General features: G+C 61.4%; 13 protein-coding genes. 3 read left to right on the forward strand and 10 right to left on the reverse strand.

All coding sequences use genetic code 11. The features are described from left to right. Positions 1-186: 186 nt before the first annotated feature. Both DBR46_RS26730 and DBR46_RS26735 read right to left on the reverse strand, forming a co-directional pair. Positions 187-1,338, reverse strand: coding sequence for a M14-type cytosolic carboxypeptidase (locus DBR46_RS26730; RefSeq protein ID WP_124528909.1), 1,152 nt, complete (start codon positions 1,336-1,338; stop codon positions 187-189). Positions 1,339-1,803: 465 nt separating this feature from the next. Continuing rightward, the gene (locus DBR46_RS26735; RefSeq protein WP_124528911.1) at positions 1,804-2,154 is read right to left on the reverse strand and encodes a DUF3077 domain-containing protein; all 351 of its coding nucleotides are present in this window, start codon (positions 2,152-2,154) and stop codon (positions 1,804-1,806) included. 131 nt (positions 2,155-2,285) lie between these two features. On the opposite strand from DBR46_RS26735, the gene DBR46_RS26740 reads away from it, so the two are divergent. Next, positions 2,286-2,921, forward strand: coding sequence for a LexA family transcriptional regulator (locus DBR46_RS26740; RefSeq protein WP_124528913.1), 636 nt, complete (start codon positions 2,286-2,288; stop codon positions 2,919-2,921). On the opposite strand, the gene DBR46_RS26745 is transcribed toward DBR46_RS26740, so the two are convergent. The 4 genes from DBR46_RS26745 to DBR46_RS26760 are packed head-to-tail and all read right to left on the reverse strand — an operon-like array spanning position 2,918 to position 8,444. Continuing rightward, complete coding sequence (locus tag DBR46_RS26745; protein WP_124528915.1) at positions 2,918-4,843, reverse strand: acetyl/propionyl/methylcrotonyl-CoA carboxylase subunit alpha; 1,926 nt, start codon at positions 4,841-4,843, stop codon at positions 2,918-2,920. The two genes, DBR46_RS26740 and DBR46_RS26745, sit on opposite strands and share 4 nt — an antisense overlap. Continuing rightward, on the reverse strand, positions 4,840-5,646 hold the full coding sequence (locus DBR46_RS26750; RefSeq protein WP_124528917.1) for a gamma-carboxygeranoyl-CoA hydratase: 807 nt from the start codon (positions 5,644-5,646) through the stop codon (positions 4,840-4,842). Before DBR46_RS26750 ends, DBR46_RS26745 begins: the two co-directional genes overlap by 4 nt. Positions 5,647-5,661: 15 nt before the next feature. Then, positions 5,662-7,269 (reverse strand): carboxyl transferase domain-containing protein, encoded by a 1,608-nt coding sequence (locus DBR46_RS26755; RefSeq protein ID WP_124528919.1) that lies wholly within the window; start codon positions 7,267-7,269, stop codon positions 5,662-5,664. 11 nt (positions 7,270-7,280) lie between these two features. Further along, positions 7,281-8,444: an isovaleryl-CoA dehydrogenase gene (locus DBR46_RS26760; protein WP_124528921.1), complete on the reverse strand. Its 1,164-nt coding sequence runs from the start codon at positions 8,442-8,444 to the stop codon at positions 7,281-7,283. A gap of 150 nt (positions 8,445-8,594) precedes the next feature. Between DBR46_RS26760 and DBR46_RS26765 the strand changes: the two genes are divergently transcribed. Further along, positions 8,595-10,238, forward strand: a complete 1,644-nt coding sequence (locus tag DBR46_RS26765) for an AMP-binding protein (RefSeq protein ID WP_124528923.1) — start codon at positions 8,595-8,597, stop codon at positions 10,236-10,238. 609 nt (positions 10,239-10,847) lie between these two features. On the opposite strand, the gene DBR46_RS26770 is transcribed toward DBR46_RS26765, so the two are convergent. The 3 genes from DBR46_RS26770 to DBR46_RS26780 form a co-directional block, all read right to left on the reverse strand. Next, entirely contained in the window at positions 10,848-11,747 is a 900-nt protein-coding gene (locus tag DBR46_RS26770; protein WP_124528925.1) for a hydroxymethylglutaryl-CoA lyase, read from the reverse strand. Between the two features lie 16 nt (positions 11,748-11,763). Further along, positions 11,764-12,156 carry a MerR family DNA-binding transcriptional regulator gene (locus DBR46_RS26775; protein WP_017737716.1) on the reverse strand — a complete coding sequence of 131 codons (393 nt, stop codon included), beginning with the start codon at positions 12,154-12,156 and terminating at the stop codon, positions 11,764-11,766. Between the two features lie 194 nt (positions 12,157-12,350). After that, positions 12,351-13,286 carry a LysR family transcriptional regulator gene (locus tag DBR46_RS26780; protein WP_017737717.1) on the reverse strand — a complete coding sequence of 312 codons (936 nt, stop codon included), beginning with the start codon at positions 13,284-13,286 and terminating at the stop codon, positions 12,351-12,353. A gap of 152 nt (positions 13,287-13,438) precedes the next feature. Here DBR46_RS26780 and DBR46_RS26785 point away from each other — a divergent pair, with 152 nt between their 5' ends. Continuing rightward, the gene (locus DBR46_RS26785) at positions 13,439-14,668 is read left to right on the forward strand and encodes an acyl-CoA dehydrogenase (protein WP_124528927.1); all 1,230 of its coding nucleotides are present in this window, start codon (positions 13,439-13,441) and stop codon (positions 14,666-14,668) included. Positions 14,669-14,794: 126 nt separating this feature from the next. On the opposite strand, the gene DBR46_RS26790 is transcribed toward DBR46_RS26785, so the two are convergent. Then, positions 14,795-16,126 (reverse strand): substrate-binding domain-containing protein, encoded by a 1,332-nt coding sequence (locus tag DBR46_RS26790; RefSeq protein ID WP_124528929.1) that lies wholly within the window; start codon positions 16,124-16,126, stop codon positions 14,795-14,797. Positions 16,127-16,269 lie beyond the last annotated feature (143 nt).

Consider the following 16,269-nt stretch of genomic DNA (forward strand, 5'->3'; position numbering starts at 1 on the left):
GGGAGCTTGTCCTAATACGAGTCAGTCAAGAACTGGAAAGAGTAGACAGTCACCTGTGGCGAGGGAGCTTGCTCCCGCTGGACTGCGCAGCAGTCCCCGTCTTTTGAACAAAGAGCTGGGGGCCGCTTCGCGACCCAGCGGGAGCAAGCTCCCTCGCCACCGTTACAGCGTTCGTCTTCTCTAAGGTCAGCGCAATACGCCGACGATATCGGCGACGGTGCTCAACACGTCCTTGCCCAATTGCATCGAGCGTTTGCCCGACCAACCGGTGTGGGGGTTGGGCGCGTCGTCGTTGTCCTTGAAGGGCATTTCCAGGGTCAGCGACAGGCAGTCGTATTTTTCACCAACGGCATTGCAGGCCAGGGTCATGTTGGCCTCACCCGGCAGGTCGCGGGTGTAGCCGTGGGTGGTCTGGAAGTCGCGGGTGAGGGCGCTCAGGTGGCTGCGGAAGCGCTTTTCCAGCGCTTCGATACGTGGGGTGTAGCCTGGGTTGCCTTCGCAGCCGGCGGTGAAGACGTAGGGGATTTCTTCGTCGCCATGGATGTCGAGGAACAGGTCGACGCCGTATTTCTCCATCTGTTGCTGGACGAACAGCACTTCCGGGCTGATCTCCTGGCTGGCGCTCTGCCAGGCACGGTTGAGGTCCTGGCCCATGGCGTTGGTGCGCAGGTGACCATGAAAGGCGCCATCCGGGTTCATGTTGGGTATCAGGTACAGATCGGCGACTTTCAGCAGTTTTTTCAGTTCGCTGTCACCGTCCTGTTGCAGGCGTTCGATGATGCCTTCCATAAACCATTCGGCCATGTGCTCGCCGGGATGCTGCTGGGCGATGATCCAGATGTTGCGTCGGCCTTCGCCACCTTTGCCACGGCGCAGCAACTGAATGTCGCGGCCCTCGATGCTTTTACCGGTGGCCAGCAATTGGGTGCCGGCGCGGCTCAAGGCTTGGCCGATCAGCCAGTCGTGGCGTTCGCGGCTATAGGGCTCGAAATAGGCAATCCACGCATGTTTTTCGCGGGTTTCGAGGCTGATGTGCAGGAGCTCGCCGTCAAAACGCGTGGGCACGCGGAACCAGTTGATATGGTCATAGGAGGCGACGGCGTTGTAACCGCTCCAGGCATGTTTATAGGAGGACTGGCTCGCGTTGCTCAGGCGGAACGTGTGGGTGTGGCCCACATGCATGCCTTCGGCCTTGAAGTGAAACCACTGGAAATGTGCGCTGCGGGTGTCGGGTTTGATGGCGAGCAGCAACTGATAGGCATCGCTGGCGTCAAGCACCTGGATATTGCCACTGTCGAAGTCGGTGCTGATCCTGATGGAGGTCAAGGCCACTGTCATAGTCTGGTTGCCTGGATATGAGTGTTGTGGCGGATATCTTACACAGGAGCCAGGTAAGATCTTGATGCAAAATTGTTGCAGGGAGGAGGGGGCGTCGTCCTTGACGCGCCAGCAGCTTAGAATCTATGAGATTGATTCTCAAGCGCTAATTCGCAAAGATCCGACCTAGAGCGTTCGTTCGGCTTTCTTTTGGCGATGGTCTTTTGCTACCATGCGCGCCATCAAGCAACACACAGTCTTCATTAGCCTGAAGCCATGCCAGGGAAACTGGCAAAAAAAAGACCCGGCCAAAGAGCCGGGTCAAAAACCGTGATTAGCCTGATGAGGAGATATTCCAAGAGTCCGACCTAAGGTCCCTTGGTCTATCGACTGATCTCGCGATCAGCTAGGTCCAATAATAATCATTATCATTTGCAAGTCAAATGTTTTTATCGTCGGGATAGAAATATTTTTCCTTTGCGCCTGTTAAACGCTTGCCTGGGCCTGCGGCGCACGCAACGATCGCTCCACCATAGCCTTCGCCATATCAATCAAATACACCACTGAAAATGCCAGGTCGCGGTTGTTGCCTTGGTGGCTGCTCGCCGATTCATAGGCGGTGGCTGCGGCGCTGCGCAACAGGTCCGAGGCGTGAATCAGTGCTTCCTCCTGGCTGATGCCGGGTTTGATGCTGAAGAGGCTGTCGTCCGTGCCGGGTATCGACACTTCTTCTTTCAAGTAATAGTCCAGCGCGCGCTGGGCGGCGCCACTGCTGCGCATGTCGAGGATATCTGCGGTTTCGGGTTCGTCGGGCAGGGGATGGGGGCTTGTCGTCATAAGGGGCGGTACTCCGGTTGGGTGTCGAAAACCTTATGTCCGATGATAGTACGTATCGTATTTATGTCGTTTTATGGATTACTACAAACTGTTTATTGCCCGAGAAAATACCTCACGTATTGTCAGGCCCCATGGATAAATGGATAGCGTTGGTCAAAGCCAACATGAAACACCCCAAGGTCACGCAGACCGAGTTGGCCGAGCGCTTGGGCATGACCCAGGGCGGCGTCGGCCACTGGCTCGCAAAACGTCGTGTGCCGAGCGTGGCGGACATGAACAGGGTGCTGGCGGAGCTGGGTCTGGGGTACCTGGAGGTGTCGTTGCAGATTCGCGAACGGTCCGCTGAGGGGCCCGACACCACCAGCCACTACAACCCGTATTTCCGCTACCCGGTCAGCGATTGGAGCGGCCTGTGCGAAGCCCGTGAAGAGCGTGCCAGCTATGGCGCGCCACGCTTCGAGCTGACGGATTACCACGCCCGAGGCGAAGCGTTCTGGCTGCCGGTCACGGGCGATGCCATGACCGCGCCCAGTGGCCTGAGCATCAGCGCGGGGATGATGATCCTGGTGGACCCGGCCATCACCGCCGAACCGGGCAAGCTGGTGGTTGCCCGATGGGCCGACAGCCCACAGGCAACCTTTCGTCAGTTGCTGAAAGAGAGCGGCCAACTGTACCTGGTGCCGCTCAATCCGACTTACCCGAAGCTGCTGCTCACCGACGATTGCCGCATCCTCGGCGTGGTGGTGCAGGCCACGGCGAAGTTCTAGCCCGCTGTTTCGAGTTCCACCAGCGCGCAACCTTCGGCAACCATTTCGCCTTCCTGGCAGAACAGTGCCTTGACCACGCCAGCCTGGGGCGCACGAATGCTGTGCTCCATCTTCATCGCCTCCAGCACCACCAGTTGTGTGCCGGCCTCCACGGTTTGGCCGACCTCGACCAGCACCCGCACGATGCTGCCGTTCATCGGCGCCGTGAGGCCACCCTGGTGAGACTGGTTGGCCTCGACCGCTGCGATCGGGTCGAACAGGCTGACCGCGTACACTTCGCCGTCCCAGCGCAGGTACAGGGTCTCGCCGCTGCGCACCGCCAGATGCGCGCGACGCACACCCTGTTGTTCGACCCACACCTGTTCGCCACGCAACAGCGGCGCGTCTGCCGCCAGCGTCACCAGCCGGTCCTGGCCATCGCAGCGCAAATGCAGGGACACCTCGGCAGGTAACCCGGCGCGAAAGCCACGGGTGTCGGCCCAAGGCCCATCGCCCACCGGCAAGCTCTGCATAAAGGCCGCACCGGCCGCCTGCCAGAACCCATCGCTCAACGCACCCGGCTCTGGTAGCAGTTCATCCTGATAACGCGGGATAAACCCCGTATCCAATTCCGCCGCCGCAAACGCCGGATGGCCGACGATGCGCCGCAAAAAGCCCAGGTTGGTCTTGAGCCCGCCGACGGCAAACTCATCGAGCATGCTCAGCAAACGCAGGCGCGCCTGTTCACGGTCTTCGCCCCAGGCAATCAGCTTGCCCAGCATCGGGTCGTAGAAGGGCGACACGCTATCGCCTTGGGCGACGCCGCTGTCCACCCGACGCCCAGGGCCCGCTGCCGATTCGCGGTACAGCGCCAGGTGCCCGGTCGCCGGCAGGAAATCATTGGCCGGGTCTTCGGCATACAAGCGCACTTCAATCGCATGGCCGTTCAGCGGCACCTGCGCTTGCGTGATGGGCAGCGCTTCGCCCTGAGCGACGCGAATCTGCCAGGCCACCAGGTCGAGGCCGGTAATCGCCTCGGTCACCGGATGCTCCACTTGCAGGCGCGTGTTCATCTCCATGAAGAAGAACTCACCGCGCGCATCCAGCAAGAACTCCACGGTGCCGGCGCCGACATAACCGATGGCCTGGGCCGCGCGCACGGCGGCTTCGCCCATGGCCTTGCGTTGTTCAACGCTCAATCCCGGCGCCGGTGCTTCTTCCACGACCTTTTGATGGCGGCGCTGGATCGAGCAGTCGCGCTCATTGAGGTACAGGCAGTGGCCGTGTCTGTCGGCAAACACCTGGATTTCCACATGGCGCGGCTTGAGCAGGTATTTCTCCACCAACATCTGCCCATTGCCGAATGAGGACAGCGCCTCACGCTGGGCAGAGGCGAGGGCCTCGGCAAGCTGGCTGACCTCTTCGACCACCTTCATGCCCTTGCCGCCGCCGCCCGCCGTGGCCTTGAGCAACACCGGATAGCCGATGCGTGCGCAGGCGTCGCGGAATGTTTCCAGGTCCTGGGCTTCGCCGTGGTAACCCGGTACCAACGGCACGCCGGCAGTTTCCATCAGCGCCTTGGCCGCAGATTTGCTGCCCATGGCGTCAATGGCCGAGGCGGGCGGGCCGAGGAAGATCAAGCCGGCCGCCTCAATCGCGCGGGCAAACCCGGCGTTTTCCGACAAAAAACCATAACCTGGATGAATCGCCTGGGCGCCGCTGGCGTGGGCGGCTGCGATCAACTTGTCGATTTGCAAGTAACTCTCGGTGGCCTTGCTGCCGCCCAGGTCGACGCGGATATCCGCCTCGCGGCTATGGCGCGCGTCGCGGTCCGTGGCGCTGTGTACGGCCACGGTGGTCAGGCCCATGGCCTTGGCGGTACGCATTACCCGGCAGGCAATCTCGCCGCGATTGGCCACCAGTACGGTGGTCAGTGTGCTCATGAGCGCGGCTCCTGGGACTGCCAACTTGGCGCACGTTTTTGCAGGAACGCACGCAGGCCTTCCTGGCCTTCGGCGCTGACGCGAATCCGGGCGATGGCATTTTCGCAATAGCGGCGCAACGCCGGCGTGAGGGCGCCGTTACCGACTTCGCGCAGCAAATCCTTGCTGGAACGCATCGCTGCCGGGCTGTTTTGCAACAGGTTGGCGACCCACAGTTCGACATGCAGATCCAACTCGCTGATCGGATAGCTCTCTGCCAGCAAGCCGATCTCCCGCGCCCGCTGGCCGCCGAAACGTTCGGCGGTCAAGGTATAGCGCCGCGCGGCGCGTTCGCCGATGGCCTGCACCACGAACGGGCTGATCACCGCCGGGGCCAAGCCAATGCGCACTTCCGACAGACAGAACTGCGCATCATCGGCGCCGATCGCCATGTCGCAGCAGCTGATCAGGCCCAGCGCGCCACCGTAGGCTGCGCCTTGCACCACCGCCAGGGTGGGGATTTTCAGCTTGGCCAGGTTGTACATCAGCTCCGCCAGTTCGCGGGCGTCGTCCAGGTTGGTGTGGTAATCCAGCTCGGCCGATTGCTGCATCCAGGCCAGGTCGGCGCCGGCGCTGAAATGCTTGCCGCGCCCACGCAAGACGAGAAAGCGCAGGGTAGGATCGCCCTGCACCTGGTCGAGGGCGATGATCAGTTCGCGGATCATCTCGGCATTGAACGCGTTGTTCTTGGCTTCACGACTGAGCCACAGCGTGGCAAAACCACGGCTGTCGGTGATCAGTTCGAGGGTGTTGAAATCGCTCATGGGGTACAGCTCCATTTACATGCGGAACACGCCGAAGCGGTTCGGCTCGATGGGGGCATTCAACGCGGCAGAGAGGGCCAGGGCCAGCACGTCACGGGTTTGCAGCGGGTCGATGACCCCGTCGTCCCATAGGCGCGCGCTGGAGTAGTAGGGGTGGCCCTGGGTTTCGTATTGGTCGAGGATCGGCTGCTTGATCGCGGTTTCTTCCTCGGCACTGAATCCCACGCCTGCGCGTTCGGCCTGCTCGCGCTTGACCTGCACCAGCACGCCAGCGGCCTGTTCGGCGCCCATCACGCCGATGCGCGCATTCGGCCACATCCACAAGAACCGTGGGTCATAGGCGCGGCCGCACATGCCATAGTTACCGGCACCAAAGCTGCCGCCGATGATCACCGTGAACTTCGGCACCTTGGCGCAGGCCACCGCCGTCACCAGTTTGGCGCCGTGCTTGGCGATGCCGCCGGCTTCGTATTTCTGCCCGACCATGAAACCGGTGATGTTCTGCAAAAACAGCAGGGGAATGCCGCGCTGGCACGCCAGCTCGATAAAGTGCGCGCCTTTTTGCGCCGCTTCGGCGAACAGGATGCCGTTGTTGGCGAGGATCGCAATCGGGTAGCCGTGCAGGTGCGCAAAACCGCACACCAGCGTGGTGCCGAACAGCGCCTTGAACTCATCGAACACCGAACCATCCACCAGCCGCGCGATCACTTCGCGCACGTCGAACGGTTGCTTGGCATCGGCCGGGATCACGCCGTATAACTCTTCACCGCTGTACAACGGCGCCACGGGCGTGCGTTGCAGCAACTGGCCTTGCTTGCGCCAGTTGAGGTTGGCCACGCTGCGCCGCGCCAAGGCCAAGGCGTGTTCATCGCTGTCGGCATAGTGGTCGGCCACACCGGAGATCTTGCAGTGCACATCGGCGCCGCCGAGGTCTTCGGCGCTGACCACTTCGCCGGTGGCAGCTTTTACCAGCGGCGGGCCGGCGAGGAAGATCGTGGCTTGCTGGCGCACCATGATCGCTTCGTCGGCCATGGCCGGTACATAGGCGCCGCCGGCGGTGCAGGAGCCCATCACCACGGCGATTTGCGGGATGCCCTGGGCGCTCATGTTGGCCTGGTTGAAGAAGATCCGCCCGAAGTGCTCGCGGTCGGGGAACACCTCGTCCTGGCGCGGCAGGTTGGCGCCACCGGAATCCACCAGGTAGATGCACGGCAGGCGGTTCTGTTCGGCGATGGTCTGGGCGCGCAGGTGTTTTTTCACGGTGAGCGGGTAGTAGGAACCGCCTTTCACCGTGGCGTCGTTGGCGACGATCATGCACTCGACGCCTTCCACGCGGCCGATCCCGGCAATCACTCCGGCGGCGGGCACGTCTTCGCCATACACCTGATGGGCGGCGAGCTGGCTCAGTTCGAGGAACGGCGAACCCGGGTCGAGCAGGCGGTTGATGCGTTCACGGGGCAGCAGTTTGCCGCGTGAGGTGTGCCGCTCCTGCGCTTTCGCGCCGCCGCCTTGTTGCACATGGGCGAGCAGGGTGTGCAGGGCATCGACCTGTTGGCGCATCGCTGCGCTATTGGCGGCAAATTCCGCCGAACGCGGGTTGAGCTGGGTATGCAAGGTGGCCATGGCGCGCTCCCTCAGCGGGTTTCGTTGAAGAGTTCGCGACCGATCAGCATCCGGCGAATCTCACTGGTGCCGGCGCCGATTTCATACAACTTGGCGTCGCGCAGCAGGCGGCCGGCGGGGAATTCGTTGATGTAGCCATTGCCGCCGAGGATCTGGATCGCGTCGAGGGCCATTTGCGTGGCGCGCTCGGCGCTGTAGAGGATCACCCCCGCGGCGTCCTTGCGCGTGGTCTCGCCGCGCTCGCACGCCTGGGCGACGGCATACAGGTAAGCACGGCTGGCGTTGAGCTGGGTGTACATGTCGGCGACTTTGCCCTGGATCAGCTGGAATTCGCCGATGCTCTGGCCGAACTGCTTGCGATCGTGGATGTAGGGCACGATCAGGTCCATGCAGGCTTGCATGATCCCGGTGGGGCCGCCGGAAAGTACTACGCGCTCGTAGTCCAGGCCGCTCATCAGCACTTTCACACCGCCGTTGAGCACGCCGAGGATGTTTTCTTCCGGCACTTCGACGTCATCGAAAAACAGTTCGCAGGTGTTGGAGCCGCGCATGCCCAGCTTGTCGAATTTGCTGCTGCGGCTGAAGCCTTTCCAGTCCCGTTCGACGATGAACGCGGTGATGCCGTGGGGGCCCTTTTCCAGGTCGGTCTTGGCGTAGATCACGTAGGTGTTGGCGTCGGGGCCGTTGGTGATCCAGGTCTTGCTGCCGTTGAGCACGTAGTGGTCGCCGCGTTTGTCGGCGCGCAGTTTCATCGAGACCACATCGGAGCCGGCATTCGGCTCGCTCATGGCCAGGGCGCCGACGTGTTCGCCGCTGAGGAGTTGGGGCAGGTACTTGAGTTTTTGCGCGTGGTTGCCGTTGCGGTTGATCTGGTTCACACACAGGTTGGAGTGGGCGCCGTAGGACAACGCCACGGAGGCGGAGCCGCGGCTGATCTCTTCCATCGCCACCACATGCGCCAGGTAACCCAGACCCGCGCCGCCGTACTCTTCCGGCACGGTAATGCCGAGCAGGCCCATGTCGCCGAACTTGCGCCACAGGTCGGCGGGGAACAGGTTGTCGCTGTCAATTTGCGCGGCGCGGGGTGCGATTTCCTTGGCTACAAAGGACTGCACCTGATCGCGCAGCATGTCGATGGTTTCGCCGAGGGCGAAGTTCAGGGACGGGTAACTCATGGACAGGCACCTTAATGTGAGCTTTGTTTTTGTGTGGGCTGAACGTCGGGGGAGGGCGCTCACCTTTACGTTAACGTAAGCTTGCGTTACGGCGCTGTCAATCGTAGTTTACGTTTACGTCAACCTACAAAAAAGACAATAGGGGTCGTTATGGAACAACCGAATCAGAGCTACAGCCGTGGCGCTCAGGACAAGACCTTGCTGGCCATGACGATTGGCCAGGCGTTCGATCACACCGTGGCGCAATACCCGGAGGGCGAAGCCCTGGTGGTACGCCATCAACAACGCCGCTACACCTGGCAGCAACTGGCCGAGACCGTTGACCTGCACGCCCGCGCCTTCCTTGCCCTGGGCATGCAGACCGGTGATCGCCTGGGCATCTGGGCCCCCAACTGCGCCGAGTGGTGCATCAGCCAGATCGCCAGCGCCAAGCTGGGCGTGATCCTGGTCAACATCAACCCGGCCTATCGCAGCAGTGAATTGGACTACGTGCTCAAGCAGTCCGGTTGCCAGTGGCTGGTGTGCGCCGGGGCGTTCAAGACCTCCGACTATCACGCGATGGTGCAGGCACTGAAGCCAGACCTGCGCGGCCTCATCAGCCTCGACCCCAGCCCGCCGCCAGGCTTCATGCCCTGGTCACAACTGGCGGCCCTTGGCGCCGGCATCCCGCCCGAGCAACTGCACAGCCGCCAGGCCAGCCTGCATTTCGATCAACCCGTCAATATCCAGTACACCTCCGGCACCACCGGTTTCCCCAAGGGCGCCACCCTCAGTCACCACAACATTCTCAATAACGGTTACATGGTCGGCGAAAGCCTCGGTCTGACGGCGCAGGATCGCCTGGTGATCCCGGTGCCGCTGTATCACTGCTTCGGCATGGTGATGGGCAACCTCGGCTGCATCACCCACGGCACTACGATGATCTATCCCAATGATGGCTTCGACCCATTGCTGACCCTCACTGCGGTTGCTGAAGAACGCGCCACCGGCCTTTACGGCGTGCCCACCATGTTCATCGCCGTGCTCGATCACCCACGCCGGGGCGAGTTCGACCTGGCCAGCCTGCGCACCGGCATCATGGCCGGCGCCACGTGCCCCATCGAAGTGATGCGCCGGGTGATCAGCGAGTTGCACATGAGCGAGGTGCAGATCGCCTACGGCATGACCGAAACCAGCCCGGTGTCGTTGCAGACCGGCGCCAATGACGACCTGGAGCGCCGCGTCACCACGGTCGGGCGTACCCAGCCGCAGCTGGAAAACAAGATCATCGACGTTGATGGCAACACGGTTGCGCGCGGTGAGATCGGTGAGCTGTGTACCCGTGGCTACAGCGTGATGCTCGGCTACTGGAACAACCCCGAAGGCACCCGCGAAGCCATCGACGACGCCGGCTGGATGCACACCGGCGACCTGGCGAGCATGGACGCCCACGGCTACGTGTGCATCGCCGGGCGCAACAAGGACATGATCATTCGCGGCGGCGAGAACGTTTATCCGCGTGAGCTGGAAGAGTTTTTCTTTACCCATCCGGCGGTGGCGGATGTGCAGGTCATTGGTATTCCGGATGAGCGTTATGGCGAAGAGATCGTGGCCTGGATCAAGTTTCACCCGGGCCATGTGGCCAATGCCTTGGAGCTGCAAACCTGGTGCAAGGGGCGCATCGCTCACTTCAAGACGCCCAGGCATTTCAGGTTTGTGGAGGAGTTTCCGATGACGGTGACGGGCAAGATCCAGAAATTCCGCATGCGCGAGATTTCGATGGAGGAGTTGCAAATGCAGTCCCAGTCGCACTGAGGCTCAATGTGGGAGCTGGCAAGCCAGCTCCCACATTTTTAATAGTGTGGTGTCAGGCAATCGCGGAATCGCAGAAAGCACAAAGGGGACCCGGGGGTCCCCTTTAATTTGTCGTTGCGTGCTCTTTTTTTATTATTGAGGGGCGGTCTATTGTTGTTTTTGGCAACCGTTACCCTTTACCGCTGTTTTGGGCGACCCCCATCCGGGGTCAAGAGCAAACGTATTTTTTTGAACGCTGATCTGCTTCTTCGCACGCGATCCAACCAGTGGGTAGCTACCTGAGGTAGTTTTATTTTTCTCTACTGGTCGCGGGTTTCGGCATTGCCGTTCCCTGCGAAGCACATCTTCTCCAAAAAAATCTGTTAGCTGCGTCTCTGCCGTGTTGTTTTTGTTATGTCAGAGTCGTTTCGTCTTATTTTTATTAGGTTTGGCGCTTTTTATTCTTGTTATGCCATAGAGATAGCAGAAGCCGTGCCAACTTTTAAAAGTCCTTTAAAATCAATGGTTTGATTTTTGTGTAGGTAATTGCCTACGGCAAATGAGACAAAATATGTTCCCGTGTTACTCGATGTGTTGGCAGGCGGTAACACATTGTCACGGCTATGCTACTCAACCGGCGTTACGTGCCTTGGCCACACGCGAGCCTGTTGGCCGACCGAGCACGCGGCTGATTTGTTCGCCCGCGCGGATCAAGGCCTCCAGGTCGACACCGGTCTCGATACCCAGGCCGTTGAGCAGGTACAGCACATCTTCGGTCGCCACGTTACCGCTGGCGCCTTTGGCGTAAGGGCAGCCGCCGAGGCCCGCGATAGAGCTGTCGAACACGTTGATCCCCTCCAGCAGGCTGGCGTAGATATTCGCCACGGCCTGGCCGTAGGTGTCGTGGAAGTGCCCCGCGAGCTTATCCCTTGGCACTTGCCCACCGACTACCTCGAACAGCCGCCGTGTAGCGCCCGCCGTGCCGGTGCCGATGGTGTCGCCCAGGGACACCTCATAGCAGCCCATGGCATACAGTTCCCGTGCCACTGCCGCCACCTGCTCCGGGGCGATCTGGCCTTCGTACGGGCAACCCAGCACACAGGACACATACCCGCGCACACTGATCCCATGGTGTTTGGCCGCCGCCATGATCGGCGCAAAGCGTTCCAGGCTTTCGCTGATGGAGCAGTTGATATTGCGCTGGGAAAACGCCTCGGACGCGGCCGCAAACACCGCCACTTCCTTGACCCCGGCGGCCAACGCATCCTCGAAACCGCGCAGGTTCGGCGCCAGTGCGCCGTAGGTCACCCCGGGCTTGCGCTGGATCTGCGCGAACACCTCGGCCGACCCGGCCATCTGCGGCACCCATTTGGGCGAGACAAAACTGCCGACTTCGATATAGCTCAAGCCGGCTGCACTGAGGGCGTCCACCAGCCGGACCTTGTCGGCCACGCTGATGGGCTGGGCTTCATTCTGCAAACCGTCGCGCGGGCCGACTTCCACCAGGCGTACATGGGAGGGGAGGGACATGGCAGCTACCTTCTGATCAATGGCCAACCTGGCTCATGGTGTGGGCCAGGGCCTGGGTGCAGCGCTCTTCGGCGGTGTCCAGTTCCAGCTTCATCTGTTCGATGTCCAGCAGCTGCTGTTCCAACTGCTCACGGCGCTCGGCGATTTTGCTGAGCATGCTGTTGAGTTGGATGTGGTTGCCGCTGGTAGGGTCGTAGAGTTCGATCAGCTCGCGGCATTCGGCCAGGGAAAAACCGATGCGTTTGCCGCGCAGGATCAGCTTGAGGCTGACCTTGTCCCGCGCCGAGTAGATGCGCTCCTGGCCCCGGCGTTCCGGGGCCAGCAGGCCTTGTTCTTCGTAGAAGCGAATGGCGCGGGTGGTGATGTCGAGCTCGCGGGCGAGGTCGGAGATGCTGTAGGTGGTGCTCATGGGCGGCGCTCAAGAAAATCTTGGCGTTAAGCTAAAGGCAGGTTGACGTAAACGTCAAGCGAATCGCTGTGTGTGGCGAGGGAGCTTGCTCCCGCTCGACAGCGAAGCTGGAGCCGGCTTTTTTTGGGGCCGCTTCGCAGCCCAGCGGGAGCAAGCTCCCTCGCCACAAAAGCTGCCTCACCACAGAAAGCCGCTCAGGCTTGTTTACCGTCCAGTTTCTTCTCATGCGCCGTGACCTGCTGGCACAACTCGATCATCTGCTCACGCATCCAACGGTTCGCCGGGTCCTGGTCGGTGCTTTCGTGCCAGTACAGGTGGGTTTCCACCGGCGGCACGTCGTTGACCGGCAGGTTGAACCAGTGCAGTTCATGGCGGCGGGCAAAGCGTTCGGGCACGGTCATCACCATGTCGGTCTGCTGCAACACTTGCGAGGCCATCAGGTAGTGCTGGGAGCGCAGGGCGATCTTGCGTTGCAGGCCCATCTTGCCCAGCGCCAGGTCCACATGCCCCAAGCCGTTGCGGCGGCTGGAGATATGAATGTGGGTCAGCCCCAGGTAATCATCCAGCGTCAGTTTGTCCTTGCCCGCCAGCGGATGGCCCTTGCGCATGGCGCACACGTAGCGGTCTTCCATCAGCTTGACGTGGCGCACCTGCGGGTCGGTGTTGAGCGGCGCATCCACGGCAAAGTCCAGGCGCCCGGCGGCCAGTTCCTTGGTGGTTTCACGGCGTTTGGACAGGAAGCTCTCGATCACCACCGTCGGCGCCAGGCGGCGCAGGCGCTGGAACAGCGCCGGCAATATCACCGCTTCCGTGAGGTCGGTCATGCTGATGCGGTAGGTCTTGGCCGCCTGCTGCGGGTTGAAGATACGGCTTTCCTGCACCGACACCCGCAGCAACGACAGCGCATTACGCACCGGGCCGATGATGTTCTGCGCCATCGGCGTGGGCACCATGCCTTGGGCGGTGCGCACGAACAGCGGGTCGTTGAAGGTTTCGCGCAGCCGCGCCAATGCGTTGGACACCGCGGGCTGGGTGATGCCGACAATCTGCCCGGCGCGGGTCAGGTTGGCTTCGGTGTAGATGGCGTCGAAGACGATAAACAGGTTGAGGTCGACCTTGCTCAGATTCATGTGCATTGCGCTCTTATTGTTAGATGCCGATAGGCCGATCATATATCGGTGATGAATGTTAATACACGCCGAGAATAGGCTAGGTAAATTATCAACGCTGTTCTAGCATCGATTGCATGACCTAAACAACCTCTCAGAGAAGGGAGCTGCTCATGGATTTCGCCTATTCGCCCAAGGTTCAGGAACTGCGTGAACGCGTCACCGCGTTTATGGACACATACGTCTACCCGGCCGAGCCGGTGTTCGAACGCCAGGTCAACGAAGGTGACCGCTGGCAGCCCACCGCGATCATGGAAGAGCTGAAGGCCAAGGCTAAAGCCGAAGGCTTGTGGAACCTGTTCCTGCCGGAATCCGAACTGGGTGCCGGCCTGACCAACCTCGAATACGCGCCATTGGCAGAAATCATGGGCCGCTCGCTGCTGGGCCCGGAGCCGTTCAACTGCTCCGCCCCCGACACCGGCAATATGGAAGTGTTGGTGCGCTACGCCAACGCCGAGCAGAAGCAGCGCTGGCTTGAGCCGCTGCTGCGCGGTGAGATCCGCTCCGCGTTCGCCATGACCGAACCGGACGTTGCGTCCTCCGACGCCACCAACATGGCCGCCCGCGCCGAGCGTCAGGGCGACGAATGGGTGATCAACGGCAAGAAGTGGTGGACCTCCGGCGCCTGCGACCCGCGCTGCAAGATCCTGATCTTCATGGGCCTGAGCAACCCCGACGCACCGCGCCACCAGCAGCACTCGATGATCCTGGTGCCGGTGGATACCCCGGGTGTGAAAATCGTGCGTCCGCTCCCGGTATTCGGCTACGACGACGCGCCCCACGGCCATGCCGAGGTGTTGTTTGACAACGTACGTGTGCCATACGAAAACGTTCTGCTCGGCGAAGGCCGCGGCTTCGAAATCGCCCAAGGCCGCCTGGGCCCAGGCCGCATCCACCACTGCATGCGCTCCATCGGCATGGCCGAGCGTGCGCTGGAACTGATGTGCAGACGCGCCGTCAGCCGTACCGCGTTCGGCAAGCCGCTGGCGCGCCTGGGCGGCAATATCGACAAGATCGCCGACTCGCGCATGGAAATCGACATGGCGCGCCTGCTGACCCTGAAAGCGGCGTACATGATGGACACCGTGGGTAACAAAGTGGCGAAAAGCGAAATCGCCCAGATCAAGGTCGTGGCGCCGAACGTGGCGTTGAAGGTGATCGACCGTGCGATCCAGATCCACGGCGGCGCCGGGGTTTCCAACGACTTCCCGCTGGCCTACATGTACGCCATGCAACGCACCCTGCGCCTGGCCGATGGCCCGGATGAAGTGCACCGGGCGGCCATTGGCAAGTTTGAGATTGGCAAGTATGTGCCTCGGGAACTGATGCGCGGCGGGCAGTAACACAGACCGAGTCGCCTGCATTCGCGAGCAAGCCCGCTCCCACACTTTGATTTGTGAACACATTCAAAATGTGGGAGCGGGCTTGCTCGCGAAGAGGCCAGTAGCTTCAACACAAGCCCCAAAACCTCAATACACCCAAACCTCCACCCGCCGATTCTTGATCCTGCCCTCATCCGCCGTATTCGCCGCCACCGGCATCTGCGCGCCAAACCCGCGAATATCCCTCAGCACCACGCCGCTCTTGACCAACTCGCGCCGCACCGCCATGCCCCGCAATTTCGACAACAACGCCGCCCGCTGCGGGTCATCCTTGGCATCACCGAAGCCCACCAGCGTAACCTGCCGGTCGAGCTTGCCATGGCCTTTCAGATACGCCACCACCCGTTGCAGATCCTGGCGGGCCTTGTTGTCGAGGCTGGCACTGCCTTCTTCGAAGCGGAAATTGACAGTCAAACGCTGGGCCTCGCGGGCGATGGCCTGGTAATCCTCAGGCATCGACGGGCGCGCCTGCACGCTCATCGCCTGCACCTGCTGCGCGATAAACCCACTGGCCGCGACAATCGCCTGGCCCTTGCTGCTCTGGGTAAAGTCCACCAGCGCCTTGGCCCACGGATTGTGACCGGATGGCGGCAGGTAGAAAAACAACCGCCGCGACAGCGGGTAATCTTCAGTCGCAATCAGGCTGTTCAACGGCAACATCGGCTGTGAATCACCGTCGACAATCGCCACCGCCTTGGCCTGGCGCACATAGGGCAGGCCGATAAAACCAATGCCTTGCGGGTCCTGGCTGACCGCGTCCGACAACTGCTCGCTGGATTCGAAGCGCTTGGCCGTGGCCGCCAGCGGTCTGCCGCGCAGGCGCAGCACCAGTTCCTTGAAGGTGTCGTAGGTGCCGGACTGGTCATCGCGCGCATATAAATGAATGCTCCCGCCGACACCGCCCAGGGCTTCCCAGGTGCTGATCTCGCCATTGAAGATCTGCGCCAGTTGCTCGGTGTTCAGGGTGGTCAACGGGTTTTGCGGGTTGAGGATGATGGCCAGGCCGTCGATGGCGATCACTTGTTCGGCCTCGGGGCTTTTCAAGTCGCCGAGGGGTTCGAGGTCTACCAGTTCGCTGTCTTTGATCGGCCGGGAGGACGCCGCCAGGTCGGCAGAGGATTTTTTCAGCGCGGTAAAGCCGGTGCTGGAGCCATGGGCGGCGACTTCGATGGTGACGATCTTGCCTTGGCGCGTCTTGCCGATCACGCGCTGTTCGTTGGTACCTTGCGCCGGTTCACTGTGCACCGCCTGCAAACCCTGATGTTCCAGCAGGCCCTTGACCAGCGCTGGCCCGAGCGCCGCGCCAATGGTGTTGGAACCCTGGATGCGCAATGCGGGGCCTTGATCGGGAACGGGCAGGGAGGCAGCAACGGCGGACAGGGGAAACAGGACCAGCAGGAACAGAACGCGCAGCCTCATGCCGGCACCTTCTCAAGCCAAAGGGAGTGCCGCGAGAATAAGTCAGTAAGGTTGCGTAAATATGACAGGTGTTCACAGAGCAAAATGTGGGAGCGGGCTTGCTCGCGAAAGCGGAGTGTCAGGCAATTAATTTTTGACTGACC

Source organism: Pseudomonas sp. KBW05 (assembly GCF_003852405.1).
Lineage (GTDB): Bacteria > Pseudomonadota > Gammaproteobacteria > Pseudomonadales > Pseudomonadaceae > Aquipseudomonas.